Raw genomic sequence first — 18,127 nt, 5'->3', positions numbered from 1 at the left:
CTAAGCGCCAAAACACGACTAAGCGCCAAAGCACGAAATCCCCCACCCCTGGCCAGTCCCCCCGCCTGAGTCATCTTCTTCCCCTCAGCTCCCCCGCCATGAGCCTGCCCTTCTCAGGACCGCGCCGCTCACGGCTCAGTGCCGCCGCCCAGCTGATTTTGCTGTTGCTGGTGGCCCTGGCGATGCTGGTGCCGCTGCTGTGGCTGGTGAGCACCTCGCTGAAGGGTCCGGCGGAGGACATTTTCACCAGCCCGCCAGCCCTCTGGCCCAGTCAGCCCAGCTTTGAGGCCTACAGACGCCTTTTTAGCGACAATCCAATCGGCACCTACTTGCTCAATAGCACGATTGTGAGTGGCCTGGCGGTGCTGGCCAATGTGCTCTTCTGCTCGCTGGCGGCCTATCCCCTGGCCCGCATGAATTTTCGCGGCCGGGGCTTGGTGCTGGCCCTAGTGGTAGCAACGATTTTGATCCCCTTTCAGGTGGTCATGATTCCGCTCTACCTGTTGATGGTGCAGATCGGCCTGCGCAACACCCTTTGGGCCCTGATCATTCCCCAGGCGGCCACCGCCTTTGGCATTTTCCTGCTGCGGCAGAGCTTCCTGGGGGTGCCGGTGGAGCTGGAGGAGGCGGCCCGCTGCGATGGCTGCACGCCGGTGGGGGAGTGGTGGAACGTGATGATTCCAGCGGCCCGGGCCGACCTGATCACCCTGGCGATGTTCGTGTTCATCGGTACCTGGAGCGATTTTCTCTGGCCCCTGGTGATCCTCGATGAACCCGAGCTCTACACGCTGCCACTTGGTCTGCAACAGCTGGCCAGCAGCTTTTCGCTCGACTGGCGCCTGGTGGCGGCAGGAGCGGTGATTTCGATCCTGCCGGTGCTGGTGGTGTTTATCGGCCTGCAGCGCTACATCCTGCCCAGCGCCGCCGGCGATGCAGTCAAAGGCTGAAAACCAGTGAGGGATTGAAAAGCTCCTGCTTGATCAGTTTGTAGATGCAGGGGGGCGCACAGGCGGCAGGGGCGGCACCCCCAAAGGCAGCTCATCGCTTTTCGGGTCAGTCGCTTCGCTGGGGCGGGCTGCGCGCAACTTGCTGAGCTCAGCCCGCAGGTTTGCGGTTTCGCGGCTCAGCCCATCGATGCGGGTGCCGTTGCGCTCCACCGCCTGCAGCCGCTCCACGGTGGTGCGCAGCTGCTGTTCCAGGCCAGTGGTGCGATCGAGGGCCCGGCTGTTCTCCAATCCCTGCACCCGCTCCTGCAGCTGGCGGATCGTGTCGTTTTGCTGGCGGGATTTACCCACGATCACCAAAAAAAGCACCACCAGCATTGCCGTGACACCGGCCTGCAGCCAGGGCACCCAGGCGAGAGAAGCGCCGTTGGGGCTGGCTTCGGTGCTGATCGCGGCTTGGTCAGGGGCTGGGGTCATCAAGGCAAGCAGCCAGTTCTGCCTATATGCTGGCGGGCAGAAGGAGTTTTGTCAGGGGTGGCTGGGGGATTGTGAGGTGTTTGCAGGCAGGAGGCCAGGCAGTTTTTAAGCCATCTCTTGATGGACACCCGCCACGTTTCCGGCCTGGATTACGAATTTGGTTTCGTAATAAACCATGTTGCAGCCAAAGGCTACTGAGTTCAACGTGGCGCTACCGCGGCAAGTTGCTGCGGATCGCAGCGGCTCCAGGCGTTGCGATCCGCAGCTGTGCTGCCAACTCCTAGGGCCAGCAAGGCTTTTTCGGCCTGCTGCTGGCGGGCCTTGCTGCGTTGCCGCTTGGCCTCCTGCTCACCCTGCCAGTAGCGGCGCTCGGCGCGATCGCTGCTGCGCCAGACCGCCAGGGCCTGCTCATAGCGCTCCTGCTCAAGCTCCTGGTCTTCGCGGGTGAAGCGTGCCAGCAGCTCCGGATCTGGTGCCGCAGGCCTCCGAAGGGGGGAGTAGGCCTGTTGCTTGAGATTGGCTAGCTCGCTGCTGCTGCGCCGCAGCTCCTGCAATTGACGCTGCACCGCTGGCTGCTGGCCGCGGCAGCGGCTCACCAGGGCACTCAGCTGCCGCTGGGCTGCCTCCGCCTGCTCGCGCTTTTGCCGCTCCGCGCCATTGCAGCCCAGCAGCGTTAGCGCCATCAAGGTGGTGCAAAAAAGGTTGGCCGTGGCGCGCCGTTGCTGCATTGGTGCCCTTAGGCAGCCCTACGGCCTAACTCGCCAGCGGGCGGCAGAAACTGCCACAGCCGCCGGTAGGCCTCCAACTCCAGATCACCCCAGCCCACTAGCTCGGGGTTGCTGCTCTGGATCGCCTGATAGAGCTCCTGCCGGCTACCCGGCAGGACCTTCAAGCGAAGGATGGAGAGGGCCTCCGTCCGCTGCATGGGTGCTTGAAAACTCCCTCCAACCAACCGGATCTCGCTACCCGTGTCAAGCCACTCAGACCTGCGGCTGGTCTCCAGCTGCACCAATTCATCAGCCATTGCCCTAGTGCCCCAGCCGCCGGGCGGCTCTCAGCAGCTCCGCTTCCGTGGCCCCGTACACCGCTTCTGCTTCCGCGGCGCTGCGGCCGATGCAGGTCATGCCGAGCTTGCCGTATTGCGACAGGCAGCCCAGCAGGTGAAACACGCTGCCGCGCAGCTGGGACGGGTCGAAGTGCAGGCCCGCCTCAGCCACGATGTCGATCAGATCCACCGGCAGCAGCCCGCGCAGGTGCGGCGCCGTGAGGTTGTCGGTGGCCTTGTAGTGCAGGGCCGGGCCGCTGGGGGCGTGATACAGCCCGCTGGCTGGATCGAGGCTGCCGCTGGTGATGGCGCTTAGCGCCATGTAGGGGTGGGTGGTGCCGCCCTGGCGCAGGTTCACCTCGATCGCCTGCAGATCCCAGCGATCGCCAAAGCGCCGGGCGATGAAATCCACCGCATAGCGCTCCAGCGCGCCCTCTGCCGCTAGCGCCTCGCCCACCGCCTGGCCGTGGCGCATCAGCTTGGCCCGGTAGGACTCGGCCGCCGGGAAGCTGCAGCCCAGGTAGGTCTGGCCGCTGGGGCCGCCTAGCACCTGCTCATGGCTCGAGAGCACCTCCACCGCGCCGGCCTGCCCTCCCCTGCCGGGATAAATCGTGCCCTGCACGCTTGGTGAGCTGAGCTCCTCCCCTCCCTCCAGCCAAGCCTCCACCAGCGCCCCCTGCACCGCCAGCTGCTCCTTCCAGCTGGCGGCTGGCATCGGCAGAGCCTCCAGGGCCTGCCGCAGCCGCCGCCGCCGCTCAGCGCCACTGAGTCCCGCCAGCTGCAGGGGTTCGAGCGGCAAAGGGGCATTGCCCTCGCCGCTGAAGCCCTCATTGAGCTTCACCACGCACTGGCGCAGCTCGGGGTGGGCTTCCCAAAGCTCAGCCGCCGCCTCGGTGAGGTCGTCGAGGTTGTGGGTGAGGGCCGAGCCGGGGGGGTGGGGCACGCCGCAGCGGGCGAACAGCTCGCGGCTGCCGGCCTTGCTGCCCCAATAGCCCAGGGCCGGATCGGTGCCCAGCAGCGGCACCTGCAGCCGCTCCGAGAGCTGGCGTTCCAGGTCGCTCACAACAAAGCAGTTGATGAAGCTGCGCCCCGGCCGCAGCAGCTCGGCGATGCGCCCCAGCAGGGCCGGCCGCTCCAGCAGCTTGGCGGTGAGGGGTCGGCTGGAGGCGTCGTCGGTGTCGACTAGGTGCAGCCGCCGCCGCGCATGGGAGGTGGGCACCCCCGGCAGCAGCTCCAGCACCGCATCCACCACCAGCTCCCCCAGCGGTTTGCTGGTGGCATACACCATGCGCACCCCCGGATCCCGCAGCCGGATCAGCGAAAACAGTTGGCGCTCCTCGTAGTGGTGGGCGCCGGTCACCAGGTCGATCTGGTTCTGGTCCATCGACAGCGACGGCACCATCAGCACGTCCACATCCGGCCCCTGGGCTGCGGTGCTCTGGCCCCACTGCGGCTGCAGTTGGGCCTGGAGCTCGCGGAAGCTGAGCAATGTCATGGGAGTGGGGGCAGGATCGAGTGCCAGCTCCCATGCTGACGGCACGCTCGCCCAACCCCCATGGCAGTTCCTTTGGTTAGTCCTGCTGTGCGCGCCCTTGGCTACCTGGCGGCGTTGCTCACCACCTTGAGCTTCTTCCCCCAGGCCCTCAAGACCCTGCGCAGTGGCGACACCAGCGCCATCTCCCTGCGCATGTACGGCCTGTTTACCGCCGGCATTGCCCTGTGGGCCATCTACGGGTTTTACACAGGCGATGGCCCCTTGATCGTGGCCAACCTGGTCACCCTGGTGCCCGCGGGGATCGTGTTGGAGCGCAAGCTGCAGTCCCTGCGCGCTCCGCGCCGATGAGCGCCCGGATCCGCCCAGCCCTGGACTCGCTGCTGCACGGCCTGATCAGTCTGGGCCTCGGTGCCCTGCTGGCCGCCTTCATCCTGGCTGGTGCCAGCCAGCAGGGGGGGCAGGGCAACTCCCAGCTAGCTGCCGACAGCCTGCGCATGCTCTGGTCGCCGGCGATATTTGCCGGGGTGGGTGTCCTGCTGATTGCCAATGGGCTGCTGCGCTGCCTGTGGCTGCTGCTGAAGAGGCAGCAGCGGGCTAAGCCCGTGCTGGTGCGGAGTACTCCTGGGCGCACCGTTGCTGCTGAGCCGGCTGTCGCCGAGTTAGCACCGCCGCCCCCGGATGCCTACCGGCGGGCCTGCGCTGAGCTTGGAGTCGAGCCAGGCAGCGACTGGGCCCTGGTGCGCTCAGCCTGGCGCCGCAACCTGCCCCAGTGGCATCCCGATCAGGGCGGCGCGCTAGATGTCTGGCGGCGCAAGCTGGCGGCCTACACCCTGCTCGAGGCCTGGCAGCAATTTGAGGAGCCGCGCTAGGCGCTGTAGCCCTTTCTGGCTGGGATCGGGTAGGCGATGCGCCGGTGGCGCATCCGCCGCCACACCCGCACGAAGGCCCGGATCAGTAGTTCCAGTTCGGCCCGACTGATGCCGCTTTCGGCTAGCTGGTTGTCGTCTTGGCGAGCTTCGATGATGCGGCGCACCATCTGGCGAGCCTCGCTTTCGCAAGTGCCGGGCGGCAGGGAGCGCAGGGCGGCTTCGCAGCCATCGGCCAGCATCAAGATCGCCGTCTCCCGGCTGCGGGGCGTTGGCCCCCGATAGCGGAAGCGCTCCTCGGCAACGCCCGGATCCCGTTCGCGGGCATGGTGCAGGAAGTAGCCCATTTTCAAGGTGCCCTGGTGCTCTGGAATGAAGTCGGCCAGGGGCCGTGGCAGCCGGTAGCGGCGGGCCAGCTTCAACCCCTCATCCACATGGGCCTGCAGGATGGCGGCGCTGGCGAAGGGGTCGTCAAGGCTGTCGTGCGGGTTGGCGCCCTCGCCCTGGTTCTCGATAAACCATTGGGGGCCGTGCAGCTTGCCTACGTCGTGATATAGCGCCCCGGTGCGCACCAGATCGATGTCGGCCTGGATGGCCCGCGCCCCCTCCTCAGCTAGGCCCGCGATCATCAAGGTGTGCTCGAAGGTGCCGGGTGCTTCCACCGAGAGCCGCCGCAGCAGGGGCCTTTGCAGGTCGGCCAGCTCCATCAACCGCGCCCGCGTCACCAGGCCAAAGAAGGTTTCCACCAGCGGCGCCAGCAGCAGGCCCGCCATCAGCAGGCCGCCCAGCAGCAGGGCTTCGCTCACGAGGTCCACCTGGGCCACCGCTCCCGGCCCCTGCAGCCCCCATTGAAGTGGTAGCCACTGCAGCAGCAGACCGGCGCCGGGCAGCAGCACCGCCAGTTGCAGTAGTTCGGCCCGGCTGCGCTGTCGTCCGGCCGCCAGGGCAGCCACGCTGCCCACCGCTGCCGCCACCAGCAGCCTCACTCCCATCAGGGCCGTGATCGGCATCGGCCACAGGAAGCTGGCTGCCGCCAGCCAGGCCAAGCCGCAGGGGGTGCCCAGCCCTTGGGCCAGCAGCAGCGCCGGGGGCACCAGCAGCACCAGCGGACTCGCCAGGGGCCCCAGCCAAAGCGCAAAACCCTGCACTACCAGCAGTGCCCCCAGGGCCAGCAGCGCTTGCCGCGGCTCCAGGCAGGCCCGCCAGCGGCGCAGCACCAGCACCAGCACGCCAGCCATGGCCAGCGCTTCTAGGAAGTGACCAAGCCAGGCCAGGGGCCGCGGCCGCCGGTTCACCAGGCCGAAGTAATCAAGTACGTCAAAGGCCTGGGGGCTGATCGTGTCGCCCTGACGGGTGATCAGATCTCCCTGCTGCACCGTGATCGTGGGGATCCCCTGCTGGGTGATCAACGCCTCGATGCGCCGCTGGCTCAGGCCTGGATCACTGCGCAGGTTGGAGTGGCCCTGCAGGGAGCTAGCCAAAAGCCGTGCCCCCAGCCCCCGCGGTAGCGGTGCCAAGGGCTCGAGCTGCAGGGTGGCCGCCTGAAGCAGCTGGCCTTCTGCGACCCCAGCTGCCAGCCCCTGGCTGAGCATGCGCAGCTGGGCTTGGCGCACCTCCCGGCCCCAGGCCGTGAGCTGGGTGCCCCCGGCCCCCCGCAGCCAATTGCGCTCTTCGGTGGTAATTGCCACCGGTTCGATGCGCTGCTGGTCTGATTTGGCCTGCTGCTCCACCGCCTGCAGATCCTGCTCCAATTTCTGACGCAGCTGCCTGTTGACCTGCTCATCCACCACCTGCACCGTGCTGCGAGGCACCACCTCCTGGCGCCGCTCCTCCAGGGCATTGCTATCCACCACCTTTGCCGCCTGCGGTGCCCTAGCAGTGAAGGGAGCCTCCATGCCGGGTCGCAGGTTTGGCTCCACCAACCAGGGCCAACTCGATACCAGTGCCACCAGGGCGCACACCAGCAGCACTGACGCTGTATCGCGATTGCGCCAAACCCCCGGCGAATGCCGCGGGCGCTCCAGCCGCAATAGCTGCCGCCACAGGGTTCGCAGCCGCCTTAACACCATTCCAAAACGCTAGCGGGCCCTAGGCCGGGCGGGATTGCAAGCTGGGGAGGCGTGCTTGCTTTCTGCACCATGGCCACCCTTATGGACGGCCGCCAGCTGGCCGGTGAGATCGAACTCCGGTTGCAGGCGACGATCGCTGAGCGACTGGCAGCCGTGGGGCGCCCGCCTGGTTTGGCGGTGTTGCGGGTGGGCGACGACCCGGCCAGTGGCGTCTATGTAGCTAATAAGGAAAAGGCCTGCGCCCGGGTGGGCATCACCAGCCTCGGCGCCCACCTCAGCGCCACGGCCAGCGCTGCCGAAGTGCTGGCCGCGGTGCAGCAGCTCAACGCCGATATCGCCTGCGACGGCATCCTGCTGCAGCTGCCCCTGCCTGCCGGCCTCGATGAAGGCCCGCTGCTGCTGGGGATCGACCCGGAGAAGGATGCCGACGGCCTGCACACTTTGAATCTGGGCCGGCTCCTCAAGGGTGAGCCGGGGCCGCGTAGCTGCACCCCCGCTGGTGTGATGGCCCTGCTGGCCCGCCACGGCGTGGCCCTTTCCGGCCAGCGGGCCGTCGTGGTGGGCCGCAGCATCTTGGTGGGCCAGCCGATGGCGCTGATGCTCCAGGCCGCCGATGCCACCGTGAGCGTGGCCCACTCCCGCACCACTGATATTGCTGCCCTCACCCGCCAGGCCGACGTGCTGGTGGTGGCCGCCGGCCGGCCCCGCATGATCGGTGCTGAGCATGTGAAACCTGGTGCCGTGGTGATTGATGTGGGCATCCACCGCACCGAGAGCGGCCTATGCGGCGATGTGCGTTTTGAGGAGGTGGAGCCCCTCGCCAGCGCCATCAGCCCCGTGCCCGGTGGCGTGGGCCCGATGACTGTCACCATGCTGCTGGTGAACACCGTGGTGGCCTGGTGCCGCCGTGCCGGCGTCGAGCACGGCCTGGGCGATTTGGTCCCCTGAGCGGGCGGGGCCCGACCAGCGCCGCTCTAATAAGGCGGGCTAGCTGTATCCAGGTTTGGCTGTTGATACCCAGGTTTGGGTATTTTTACCGTCAGCACTCCCAGTCAGTTAACCAATGCTTCTATAAGGTCTTTGATTTTGGAGTCTATGAATGGAGATCTCTATAGTTTTGTCACAGGTTCTCCGGGCTCAGGAGTCCGTGGAGTTGCTCTTGGACGAAGAGGTCCATGGCAAGCATTTCAGCCAAATTTCCGAGGCGCTGGAAGCGCTTAAGCTCGCTGAGATGCGTAGCTATGAACTGTTGAAAGAGCGTTCAGCGGTGCTCGGTAAGTGCATGACCACGTTGTCGTACACACCGAAAAGTAGGTAGGACTTGCTGCCTTTTTAATATTTATCCCACTGGAATTAACCATCCTCGTGCAGCAGGGCGTAGGCCGACCCCTTGCGTTTGAAAACCTCCAATCCCGGGCCTGTCAGCTTGGCAACGATGGTGGGGGGCCATGGGCGGCTGGAGGGCTGAGAACCGGGCTTTTGCAATGGAAATGTTTTTACGCGCCTGACTGCCAGGAGGTTGCCTGAGAGAATCCCTGCGAACAACCTGATTGGCATGACGGCGGCGGACTCCAGCCCCTTTGACTTCGCTGCCTATCTGGAGGCGACCCGCGTGCGGGTAGAGGCGGCCCTTGATGGCTCCCTGGGGCCGGAGCGGCCCGAATCCCTGCGCGAGGCGATGCGTTATTCGCTGCTGGCCGGTGGCAAGCGGCTGCGGCCGATCCTCTGCCTGGCGGCCTGTGAGCTGGCTGGCGGCAACAGCGAACTGGCCATGCCCACGGCTGTGGCCCTTGAGATGGTGCACACCATGTCGCTGATCCACGACGACCTGCCGGCGATGGACAACGACGATCTGCGCCGCGGCCGCCCCACCAATCACAAGGTGTATGGCGAAGCCAACGCCATCCTGGCCGGTGATGCCCTGCTCACCCGCGCTTTTGAGATGGTGGCGCTGCGCAGCCCAGGTGTGCCGGCCGAGCGCTTGCTGGCGGTGGTTGGCGAGCTATCCCTGGCTTCTGGCGCCCCCGGCTTGGTGGGAGGTCAGGTGGTGGATCTGGAGTGCGAGGCCAAATCCGTCGATCTCGACACCCTCGAATACATTCACCTGCACAAAACCGGCGCTCTGCTGCGGGCCTGCGTGCTCACCGGCGCCCTGATCGCCGGCGCTTCCGAAGACTTGCTGGCCGCCCTGCGCACCTACGCCCGCGGCATTGGTTTGGCCTTTCAGATCATCGACGACATTCTTGATGTCACCTCCAGTAGTGAGGTGCTTGGCAAAACCGCCGGCAAGGATCTCACCGCCGACAAAACCACCTACCCCAAGCTGCTGGGCCTAGAGGAGTCGCGCCAGCGGGCTGATGCCCTGGTGGCCGAGGCCAAGGCCGCCCTGGCTCCCTGGCAAGCCAGTGCCGCGCCCCTGCTGTCCCTGGCCGACTACATCACGAGCCGCGACCGATGAGTAACCCCGTGCTGATTGGCGTCTTCGATAACGGCGTGCTCTGGTGGGGCCTGGCGGCCTGTGGCGCTGCCCAGCTCTCCAAGCTGGTGATTGAGCTGGTGGTGCATCGCCGCTGGAATCCGCGGGTGCTGGTGGAAACCGGTGGCATGCCCTCGAGCCACTCGGCCCTGCTCACCGGCACCACCGCAGCCCTGGGTTGGGTGCAGGGCTTTGAGGGGCCCCTGTTTGCCCTGGCGGCCGTGCTCTGTTTTGTGGTGCTCTACGACGCCTCTGGCGTGCGCCGCGCCGCCGGCCTCACCGCCGCCCGCGTTAATGAGATGGGACCGGACGCCAAGCCCCTCAAGGAAAATCTCGGCCACACCCGCCTGGAGGTGCTGATCGGTGCCCTGATCGGGCCGCTGGTGGCCTTGCCCGGTCTGGTGCTGGCTGGCTCGCCGCTGCATCTGGCCCAGGGCCTGGGCTGGTTCACCGCGGTTGGTTGACCCCGCTGCGGCCCTCACCGCCGACCAGCAGGTCGCAGTAGAGGCTTTTGCCGATTGGCTGGCGGCGCCCGCAGATGGCACGCCCTTTGTGCTTAGTGGCTACGCCGGCACCGGCAAAACCTTCCTCTCGATGCGCTTTCTGGCCCAGGTGGAGGCCACTGGCCTCTGCTGGACCGTGGTGGCCCCCACCCATAAGGCCGTGGGTGTGCTGCGCTCCTACCTGGCTGGGGCTGGCCTTTCGCCCACCTGGTTTCCTTCCACCATTCACCGCTTGCTGCGGCTGAAACTCAAGCGCCAGCGCGATATCGAGCGCTGCGAGGAAACCGAGCAAACCGCCGTCGCCCTCGAGCACCTGGGCCTGGTGCTGATCGATGAGGCCTCGATGGTGGACTCCACCCTGCTGGAGATCAGCTTGCGCTGCGCCCACCCTTTTCGCACCCGGCTGGTGTTTGTGGGCGATCCGGCCCAGTTGCCGCCGGTTGGTGAACCCGTGAGCCCGGTGTTCAGCCTGGGCCGGGCCAGCCGGGCCGAGCTGCGCCAGGTGGTGCGCCACCAGGGGCCGGTGCTGCGCCTGGCCTCGGGGTTGCGCCAGGGCGACCTGCCCTGCCGCCGGCCGCCGCCGCTGCCGCCGATCCGCAACGCCAGCGGTCAGGTGGCCCTGCTGGAGCGCGGCGCCTGGCTGCAAGCCGCCCAGGCCGCCCTGCGCCGCAGCGCCGAAACTGACAACCCCGATCTAGCCCGCATCCTCTGCTACACCAACCGCTCCCTCGAGCAGCTGGTGCCGATCGCCCGCCGCGCCCTGCACGGCGAGATGGCCGACCAGCTGCCGGTGCTGCCAGGGGAGGTGCTGATCACCCGCGCTGCCGTGATGGCCCCTGCCTGCCGCGAGGGCGAAGATGCCGCCGAGGAGCCCGACATGCTGCTGGGCTCCAACCGGGAGCTGGTGGTGCGCGATGTCATCCCCGAGCGCTGCGATCTGGCCGACTTCGGCGTTACTGATGCGCCGGTGATCGATACCCTCACCGCCCGGGTGGAGGCCGGCGATAGCCAGCTGAGCCTGCGGCTACTGCCGCCCCTGGGCTCGGCGGCCCGGATCGCCCTCGAGGCTGTGTTGGCCCGCCTACGCCAGCAGGCCAAGGACGCCGGCAAGCAGGACGGCAAGGGCCTGTGGCGCCGTTTTTTCCTGGTGCGAGATGCCTTTGCCTCTCTAGGTCCGGCCGCCGTTCTCACCGTCCATCGCAGCCAGGGCAGCACTTTTGCCGAGGTGTTTGTCGATGGCGATGTGTTCTGGCCCAGCGACACCGTGCTGCGCCGCCAGCTGGTGTACGTGGCCGTGAGCCGGGCCAGCCAGGCGGTCACGCTCCAGGCCGGCGCTCCGGGTGCCGGGCCCAGCGCCCTAGCCGACCAGCAGCTCTGGAGCGATTGGTTGCTTGATCAGAGGTAGGCGACGCTGCCATCGCCGCCGATCACAAGCGTGCCTGTTTGAAACTTGACCTCTTCGAAAGAACTGGAACTGCCGATACTTTCAAAGCTGATAGCCGTCATGGACACTCCACGCTGATCGGTGATGCTCTGGCCATTGGTGTAGTTGTATTCGTCAGTATTGTCTGAAATCACATAAGTACCCTCCTTAAGGAACAGGCTGTCGCGGTCGCCTCCGCCATCTACGGTTTGGGGGCCAAAGCCAATCAATCGATCAAAGCCAGGGCCCATATCCAGATATCCCTTGCCATCAAATCCCCCGCGGCGAACATTGACAAAGTCCGAACCCTTGCCCATATAGATGTAATTGTCGTTGCGCAGGCCGGCTAGAACGCCGACGCCTCTTAGGGTGTCGTTGCCGCTGCCCATGTCGAGGTAGCCGCTGTTGGTGATGCCTTCCTGTCTGCGGCTTTTGCCGAGCATCAGGTCTTCGCCGCCTTCGCTGTAGATATTGCCTTGATTTTCCAGGCCTCTGGAGTTTGCGGAGATACCAGTGATCGTGTCATCTTCCAGGCCGGTGTTAATCGTGTCTTCGTTGTATAGCCCTGATTCCTGATCTGATTCACCGCGTACCAGATCGTTGCCAGCCTGGGTTTTCAAGCTGCCGCTGATCCTTACCCCGCTGATTTCTTCGCTGCTGCCATTGATGATGTCATCGCCGGCTAGGGTTTTAGCATTGAAGCGGCCGGAGAGGCGAATCCCTTCTTCGCTATCCCGCACCCGATCCCGGCGTGGAGTCCAACGTCCATCTGTGCCATTAGACCAGCCTTTGTTGGTGAGTTGCGTGGTCATGGTGTTTATATTTTGTTGGCTTTTTCATCTTGACCACGTTGAATGGCTTTGGGCCTGAGTAATGCACATCTGGCCCACTTTGCTCCAGATCTGCGATCTGCTCAGCTCAGGCCAGCCGCAGGCCTTCGATGCCCTGCCAGCCCAGATACACCGCCAGGGCCACGCTCACCAGGCCCACCAGCAGGTCGCCCTTGGCGAACAGCCACTGCTTGCCCCGCTCCAGCCCCACTAGTTTTTTGGATTTGGGGGACCGCGATCTTTTAACCGAGTCGGCCTTCGTGATCAGGTCGGACTCGATGATCACCAGTGCGTCTTTCTAGCCCAGCACAACTGGGGAATCCATCACCAGCGCTTCAGCGACGACGACGAGCCCCCGCAGTGACGAGCCTCCTCGCGCAGGCTCTTAGTCAAGTCGTGAAGCAACCGAAGAATGAATAGGGAAAGCGTGATGGGATGGCTTACCAAGTGATCTGGCTTAATTTTTTGCAAGGGAACTTCTAGTCAGCATGGCGCGAAATCCAAGTGCTGATCCCGTGGGTATTCCCAGGTTCAGCACGTTTTCTGCCCATGGCATCCCTCTCATCCCGCCTGCGGGCGGGTCTCGGTGTGGCCGCTCTTACGGCTGCTGCTCTTACCCTTCCGAGCTGTGCGGGCATCTGCGGCCCGCGCGGCGGTTGTGGGAGTAAGCAGGAGCAAAAGGCAGGAGGTTGCGGTGCTGCCAAATCGGGTGGCTGCGGCGCGGAGCGCTGATGCACCTGCGCCAGCGCTATCAGGCCGGTTGCCGCAGCCTGCGCCACTGGCTCATGGTCAATGAGCGGCATGGTTCCTTGGTGCGTGCTTGCACTGGTGAGGGGGTCGTGCTGGCCGATCGCCATTACCCCGAGGACGACTGGCGTGATCCGCTCAGCGGCGGCCAGGCTTATTACCACTGCCATCGGCCAGGTGAGGAGCATGGTCACCTGCACCTCTTTATGCCCGCCGAACCTGGAGCAGATCTCACCCATCTTCTGGCCATCGGTCTCGATCCCCGGGGTCTGCCCCTGAGCCTCTTCACGGTGAATCGCTGGGTCGCCAACGACGCTTGGCTCCCCGCACAGCTGAGCTGCCATCTTTTGGAGCGTTTTAGCCTTGCTGCGAGCGAGGCAGATCGGCACACCAGTGGATGGCTGGAGCAGTTACTCCGCTTCTATGCTCCAACAATTCAGTCTCTGCTGTTGGAGCGAGACCGAACCCTCGAGGATCGGGAAGGCTCACTGGAGCAGGCGCTTGAGGATCGGGATCTTGAGATCCCCAGCCAGCTGACCGTCGACTGGGGTGCCGATCTCGATTCCGTTCAACAGCAGTGGAAATCACATGTGGAGCAGCTTCGATCCGGCGCTGTTGCACCATCCGGCCGGGATGGTGCTGTTCGTGCTGGCCTATGCCGTGGCTGAAATGCTGCTGCTTCCAGCGCTGCCTGCCACGGTCCTGGCCGGCAGCGTCTATGGCCTGACGTTGGGGTCGTTCTTGGTAGTGCTGGGGGCATCCCTGGGAGCTATGGGGGTGTTCACGCTGGCGCGGTGTTGGCTGCGCCCCCAGGCCAGCCGTTGGTTGGAGCGCTCCCGGCACATGAAGGCCCTGCAGAGGGTGGTGAGCCAGGAAGGCCTGCGGGTGCTGTTGCTGGCCCGTCTCTCGCCTGTTCTCCCTTTCAACCTCCTGAACGTGGCTTACGGCCTTAGCGACATCCCTCCGCTCACCTTCGGCCTCGGTCTGATCGGTATCGTCCCTGGCACGGTGCTGTAAGTGGGGCTTGGGTCCGCTGTTGCCGATCCCCAAGCCGGTGCCGGGAGCCTGCACTTGATCGGACTGCTGGCCACGCTGGCCTGCGCGCTGCTCCTGGCGCGACGGTTGTTGCCCCGCTCTGCTCCAGCGCAGTCCGAGGACGATCCCTGAGCCTTCCTTCCTTTCCCATGACTGTGCAGCCACAGGCAGGTCCACTGCATTCCATGGAGTGACAGGTCTCGGGGCGATAGCGCTCTCTGCCAATCCCCATAGGTGTGCCGGCATGGTCTTGATGGGAGCCGTTGCCGGCTGCAGCGCAGCCAGCGAATAAATGCTCAGCCTCAGCGGATCCAGCACGGTGGCCCCCCTGGCCGCCGAGATCGCGGACGCGCGCAGCGGCACCGCCCAGATCGGTCTGGGGTAGAGGGCGCTCAAGTCGGAGGAAGCGGATCTGCAGGCCACCACGACCGCCATCGACGGGATTGCCCTGCTCGGAGATCACCGCTGCCTACCTCGATGGTGTCCGGGGCTGACGCGGCAGCGCTTCAGCAGCAGGAGCCACTCGTTGCAGCTGTGCCTGCCGCGGAGGAGGCAGCGGCTGCGGCAAAGGTTGTGGCCTCCGGTACTCCAAACGGCAGGGCTGTTCCGCAGCCCTCGAACAGGCCGTAGTGGCGGCTGAAATCGCCGATGAAGTTGAAGTGGGGTGCCAGCCGGCTGCCTTCGAGCATGCGGAAGGTGTTGCCGCAGACGGGAAACACCTTGCCGGCCTCGATCCAGTGGTGCTTGTCGAATGGCAGGGCGTGGGGGTGCTCGGCGATTGTGCCGCGATAGATCACCGCCTGGCCGTGGTCTTCGCAGGCATCCTCCAGCTCGGGGAGGTGGAACAGCCGGTAGGTGGCGGAGAAGAAGCGGATGGCGCCGGTGCGGGCGGCCAGCTCGGCATCGGTGATCTCCAGGGGCCGGTCGCTCACCAGGCGGGGATCGGCGAAACCGGACTGGCGGGCCAGGCGCAGAAAGTCGTTCCTGTAGAGGGCGCCGCTGAGGCATTCGCCGTAGAGCACCTCATCGTGGCGCAGCGCCTCGGGCACGCGCCGGTCGGCGTACACGTCTGCGAAGAAGAACTCACCGCCGCTCTTGAGCAGGCGCCGCACCCCGTTCAGCACGGCCAGCTTGTCGGCCGAGAGGTTCACCACGCAGTTGGAGATCACCAGATCGAAGCTGCCGGGCTCCAGGGGCAGCTGATCGAGCTGCTCGATGCGGCCCTCCAGGAACGTCACATTGGCGAAGCCGAACTGGTCGGCGTGGTGCTGCTGGTGCCGCCGGGCCACCGCCAGCTGCTCGGGCGTCATGTCCACCCCCACCACCGCGCCGTCGGGTCCCACCAGCTGGGCCAGCAGGTACACATCACGGCCACTGCCGCAGCCCAGATCCAGTACCCGCAGGCCCTCCAGCAGCGGCGGCACCACCAGTCCGCAGCCGTAGTAGCGCGACAGCACCTCGGGATGGATGCGGGCCAGCAGCGGACGCAGGGCTTCTGGCACGTTGCTGGCGTCGCAGCAGGCGTCGGTGCGCAGGTCGGCGCTGCTGCTGAGCGTGGCGCCGTAGTACTCCTGGACACTGCGGCTGACGTCGGTGGGGCTGGCCATGGAAGGTTGCAGGGGGTTGGACAGGAGGCTTCGGGGGGCTCAGCCGCGTCGCCGCCAGGCGTGATAGCGGCGCAGCCAGGGCATCAGGTGTTGGGGCACCCGCTGCTTCTTCCAGCTGGCGGCGGCGAACTTGTTGGCCTCCGCCATGGTGGGGTAGGCGTGAATGGTGGCAAAGATCCGGCCCAGCCCCAGGCCCCACTTCATCGCCAGTACAAACTCGGCCAGCAGTTCGCCGGCGTGCTCGCCCACGATCGTGGCGCCCAGGATGCGGTCACTGCCGGGCTGGGTGAGCACCTTCACGAAGCCCTGCTCGGCGCTCTCCACGATCGCGCGGTCGAGTTCGTGCAGGGGGAAACGGGTCACGTCCACGGTGATGCCCTGCTGTTCGGCGTCGGCTTCGGTGAGTCCCACCGTGGCCACCTCCGGTTCGGTGAAGGTGGTGCGGGGGATTACCCGGTAGTCGGCCTTGAAGGCGCGCAGGTTGCCGAACAGGGCGTTTACCGCCGCATACCAGGCTTGGTGGGCGGCGGTGTGGGTGAACTGGAACGGTCCGGCCACATCGCCGGCGGCGTAGATGTTGGGGTAGTTGGTCTGCAGGAAGTCGTTGGTGGTGACCGTGGCGCCGGTAGGAATGCCCAGCTCCTCCAGGCCGTAGCCCGTGAGCCGGGCGCGGCGGCCTAGGGCGCAGAGCACGGCATCGCAGGCGATCGCCCGCCCCTCGTCCCCCTGCCGCACCCGCACTGTTACCGCACCCTGTGGGCCGGGCTGGCGCTCGAAGCCGAGCACCTGGGCGCCCATCAGTAGGGTCACGCCGTCGGTTTCCAGGGCCCGCTGCACCTCGACGGCCACGTCCGCGTCTTCCTTGCTGAGCAGGCGCTCGCTGCGCTGGATCAGGGTGATAGGCAGGCCCAGCTGGGCCAGGGCCTGGGCCAGTTCGCAGGCGATTGGCCCACCCCCCAGAATCGCCATCCGCGGCTGCTCCAGCGCGCAGTTGCCCAGCCAGCTCCACACCGTTTCGCTGGTGAGCAGCGGCACAGCCTCGCTCCCCGGCCAGTGAGGCAGCACCGGCTCGGCGCCGGTGGCCAGCACGATCGCGCGCGCAGTGAGCATCTGATCTTCCCCATCGGCCCCCTGGATCGCCACGGTCCAGGGATCGAGCAGGCGGGCCTGGCCGCGCAGCACCTCCACCCCTAGGCCCTCGTAGCGCTCGACGCTGTCGTGGGGCGCAATCGCCTCCACCTTGGCTGCCACCCGGGCGAACACCTGCCGCACGCTCAGGCGCGGCTCCACCGGCTCTAGGCCGTAGCGGTCGGCGCGCCGCATGCGCGCCGCCAGCCGCGCCGAGCTGATCAGCGCCTTGCTGGGCACGCAGCCGGTGTTGAGGCAGTCGCCGCCCATCTCGGCGCGCTCCACCAGAGTCACGCGCGCCTTGACCGTGGCGGCGATGTAGGAGGTCACCAGCCCTGCCGCACCGGCGCCGATCACGATCAGGTTGCGGTCGAAGTGGCGGGGGGGCTGCCAGGGGCGGTAGAGCCGCCAGATCTGCCAGCGGCGGGTCGCCGCCTTCGCCAGCCAGGGGAACAGGGCCAGCAGCAGCAGCGAGCCCAGCAGCGGCGGGCTGAGGATGCCGCCCAGGCCCCGCAGCTGGGCCAGCTGGGTGCCGGCGTTCACGTACACCAGCGTGCCGGGCAGCATGCCGATCTGGCTGGTGAGGTAGTAGCTGGCGGCCCGCATCGGCGTCAGCGCCATCAGCAGATTCACCAGAAAGAAAGGAAACACCGGCGCCAGCCGCAGGCTGAGCAGGAAGAAGACCCCATCGCGTGCCACGCCCGCCTCAATCGGCGCCAGCTGGCGGCCGAAGCGGCGCCGCACCAGATCGCGCAGCAGGGTGCGGGCCACCAGGAAGGCCAGCAGGGCCCCCAGGCTGGAGGCGAACGACACCAGCAGGGTGCCGAGCCCCAGGCCGAAGATCGCCCCGCCGCCCAGGGTGAGCACTGCGGCCCCCGGCAGCGACAGGGCCGTCACCAGAACGTAGATGAGCATGTAGGCGCCGGCCACCAGCACGGGCGCCTGCGCCCGCCGCTCCAGCAGGGCGCCATGGGCGCGCTGCTGGCCCTCCAGGGTGAGTTGGTGGTGCAGGCCCAGAGCGAAGAACAGGGCGACCACCATGGCGATGGCGGCGATCAGCAGCATTTGGCGCCAGCGGGCGTGCCGACCGGTCGGTGGCTCTGCGGGGGAGGTCATGCATCAGGCTCTATCTCCTCGTTACCGGTGAAGCCTTGCCGTGGATTGCCCGCGGAGGGGGAGATAAAAACCACCAGGTCCGCTGGCCGGTACTGCCATCACCGGGTTTTGGGAGGGTCGGTTTCCTGCAGCTTCCTGTGCGAGTCGTGATCCTGGCCAAGGCCCCAAGGCCCGGCGCGGTGAAAACCAGGCTGGCGCCGGCCCTGGGGCAGGACGGGGCCGCCCGCCTGGCGGAACGGCTCTTGCTCCGCACTATTGGTACTGCCTGTGCCAGTGGCCTCGGCGTGGTGGAGCTGTGTGCGACTCCCGCCCCCGATGATCCGGCCTGGCGGCGGCGGAGCTGGCCGCCGGAGCTGGTATAGAGCG

General features: G+C 66.4%; 19 protein-coding genes. 10 read left to right on the top strand and 9 right to left on the bottom strand.

Annotated features, from left to right (window positions below; all coding sequences use genetic code 11):
- The first annotated feature begins 98 nt into the window (after nucleotides 1-98).
- A complete protein-coding gene (locus tag KBY75_RS02440; protein WP_255022826.1) occupies nucleotides 99-947 on the top strand; it encodes a carbohydrate ABC transporter permease in 849 nt (282 codons plus the stop codon).
- A gap of 33 nt (nucleotides 948-980) precedes the next feature.
- Here KBY75_RS02440 and KBY75_RS02435 read toward each other — a convergent pair whose 3' ends face one another.
- The 4 genes from KBY75_RS02435 to KBY75_RS02420 form a co-directional block, all read right to left on the bottom strand.
- Nucleotides 981-1,421 (bottom strand): hypothetical protein, encoded by a 441-nt coding sequence (locus KBY75_RS02435; RefSeq protein ID WP_254935995.1) that lies wholly within the window; start codon nucleotides 1,419-1,421, stop codon nucleotides 981-983.
- Nucleotides 1,422-1,621: 200 nt separating this feature from the next.
- Nucleotides 1,622-2,149, bottom strand: coding sequence for a hypothetical protein (locus KBY75_RS02430; protein WP_255022825.1), 528 nt, complete (start codon nucleotides 2,147-2,149; stop codon nucleotides 1,622-1,624).
- Between the two features lie 8 nt (nucleotides 2,150-2,157).
- Nucleotides 2,158-2,445, bottom strand: a complete 288-nt coding sequence (locus KBY75_RS02425; RefSeq protein ID WP_255022824.1) for a hypothetical protein — start codon at nucleotides 2,443-2,445, stop codon at nucleotides 2,158-2,160.
- Between the two features lie 4 nt (nucleotides 2,446-2,449).
- Nucleotides 2,450-3,961 (bottom strand): peptide ligase PGM1-related protein, encoded by a 1,512-nt coding sequence (locus KBY75_RS02420; RefSeq protein WP_255022823.1) that lies wholly within the window; start codon nucleotides 3,959-3,961, stop codon nucleotides 2,450-2,452.
- 60 nt (nucleotides 3,962-4,021) lie between these two features.
- On the opposite strand from KBY75_RS02420, the gene KBY75_RS02415 reads away from it, so the two are divergent.
- Together KBY75_RS02415 and KBY75_RS02410 are read left to right on the top strand one after the other, a co-directional pair.
- On the top strand, nucleotides 4,022-4,309 hold the full coding sequence (locus KBY75_RS02415; protein ID WP_254935999.1) for a SemiSWEET family sugar transporter: 288 nt from the start codon (nucleotides 4,022-4,024) through the stop codon (nucleotides 4,307-4,309).
- A complete protein-coding gene (locus KBY75_RS02410) occupies nucleotides 4,306-4,830 on the top strand; it encodes a hypothetical protein (RefSeq protein WP_254929258.1) in 525 nt (174 codons plus the stop codon). The genes KBY75_RS02415 and KBY75_RS02410 overlap by 4 nt, the downstream gene beginning before the upstream one ends.
- Here the strand turns inward: KBY75_RS02410 and KBY75_RS02405 are convergent.
- Nucleotides 4,827-6,896: an HDIG domain-containing metalloprotein gene (locus tag KBY75_RS02405; RefSeq protein ID WP_255022822.1), complete on the bottom strand. Its 2,070-nt coding sequence runs from the start codon at nucleotides 6,894-6,896 to the stop codon at nucleotides 4,827-4,829. The two genes, KBY75_RS02410 and KBY75_RS02405, sit on opposite strands and share 4 nt — an antisense overlap.
- Nucleotides 6,897-6,965: 69 nt before the next feature.
- Between KBY75_RS02405 and folD the strand changes: the two genes are divergently transcribed.
- From folD to KBY75_RS02385, 4 genes are all read left to right on the top strand, one after another.
- On the top strand, nucleotides 6,966-7,844 hold the full coding sequence (folD, locus tag KBY75_RS02400) for a bifunctional methylenetetrahydrofolate dehydrogenase/methenyltetrahydrofolate cyclohydrolase FolD (RefSeq protein WP_255022864.1): 879 nt from the start codon (nucleotides 6,966-6,968) through the stop codon (nucleotides 7,842-7,844).
- Between the two features lie 607 nt (nucleotides 7,845-8,451).
- Nucleotides 8,452-9,354 carry a geranylgeranyl diphosphate synthase CrtE gene (gene crtE / locus KBY75_RS02395; RefSeq protein ID WP_255022821.1) on the top strand — a complete coding sequence of 301 codons (903 nt, stop codon included), beginning with the start codon at nucleotides 8,452-8,454 and terminating at the stop codon, nucleotides 9,352-9,354.
- On the top strand, nucleotides 9,351-9,836 hold the full coding sequence (locus KBY75_RS02390; protein ID WP_254936004.1) for a divergent PAP2 family protein: 486 nt from the start codon (nucleotides 9,351-9,353) through the stop codon (nucleotides 9,834-9,836). Before crtE ends, KBY75_RS02390 begins: the two co-directional genes overlap by 4 nt.
- Nucleotides 9,829-11,280, top strand: a complete 1,452-nt coding sequence (locus KBY75_RS02385) for an ATP-dependent RecD-like DNA helicase (protein WP_255022820.1) — start codon at nucleotides 9,829-9,831, stop codon at nucleotides 11,278-11,280. Before KBY75_RS02390 ends, KBY75_RS02385 begins: the two co-directional genes overlap by 8 nt.
- Here KBY75_RS02385 and KBY75_RS02380 read toward each other — a convergent pair.
- A complete protein-coding gene (locus KBY75_RS02380; protein ID WP_255022819.1) occupies nucleotides 11,271-12,110 on the bottom strand; it encodes a hypothetical protein in 840 nt (279 codons plus the stop codon). The genes KBY75_RS02385 and KBY75_RS02380 overlap by 10 nt on opposite strands.
- Nucleotides 12,111-12,216: 106 nt before the next feature.
- Nucleotides 12,217-12,414, bottom strand: coding sequence for a hypothetical protein (locus KBY75_RS15430; protein WP_396097831.1), 198 nt, complete (start codon nucleotides 12,412-12,414; stop codon nucleotides 12,217-12,219).
- A gap of 445 nt (nucleotides 12,415-12,859) precedes the next feature.
- Here KBY75_RS15430 and KBY75_RS02370 point away from each other — a divergent pair, with 445 nt between their 5' ends.
- Nucleotides 12,860-13,543: a DUF6969 family protein gene (locus KBY75_RS02370; RefSeq protein ID WP_255022818.1), complete on the top strand. Its 684-nt coding sequence runs from the start codon at nucleotides 12,860-12,862 to the stop codon at nucleotides 13,541-13,543.
- Nucleotides 13,509-13,892 carry a TVP38/TMEM64 family protein gene (locus KBY75_RS02365; RefSeq protein WP_255022817.1) on the top strand — a complete coding sequence of 128 codons (384 nt, stop codon included), beginning with the start codon at nucleotides 13,509-13,511 and terminating at the stop codon, nucleotides 13,890-13,892. The genes KBY75_RS02370 and KBY75_RS02365 overlap by 35 nt, the downstream gene beginning before the upstream one ends.
- Nucleotides 13,893-14,416: 524 nt before the next feature.
- Here KBY75_RS02365 and KBY75_RS02360 read toward each other — a convergent pair.
- Together KBY75_RS02360 and KBY75_RS02355 are read right to left on the bottom strand one after the other, a co-directional pair.
- Complete coding sequence (locus KBY75_RS02360) at nucleotides 14,417-15,517, bottom strand: methyltransferase domain-containing protein (protein WP_255022816.1); 1,101 nt, start codon at nucleotides 15,515-15,517, stop codon at nucleotides 14,417-14,419.
- Between the two features lie 39 nt (nucleotides 15,518-15,556).
- The gene (locus KBY75_RS02355; protein WP_255022815.1) at nucleotides 15,557-17,761 is read right to left on the bottom strand and encodes an FAD-dependent oxidoreductase; all 2,205 of its coding nucleotides are present in this window, start codon (nucleotides 17,759-17,761) and stop codon (nucleotides 15,557-15,559) included.
- Nucleotides 17,762-17,898: 137 nt separating this feature from the next.
- On the opposite strand from KBY75_RS02355, the gene KBY75_RS02350 reads away from it, so the two are divergent.
- A complete protein-coding gene (locus KBY75_RS02350) occupies nucleotides 17,899-18,123 on the top strand; it encodes a hypothetical protein (protein WP_255022814.1) in 225 nt (74 codons plus the stop codon).
- Nucleotides 18,124-18,127: the final 4 nt, after the last annotated feature.

The sequence above is a fragment of the Cyanobium sp. T1G-Tous genome (assembly GCF_024345455.1).
Taxonomy (GTDB): domain Bacteria; phylum Cyanobacteriota; class Cyanobacteriia; order PCC-6307; family Cyanobiaceae; genus Cyanobium_A.
Note: the sequence above shows the minus strand (reverse complement) of the source record. Positions and strands in the feature narration are given on the sequence as shown.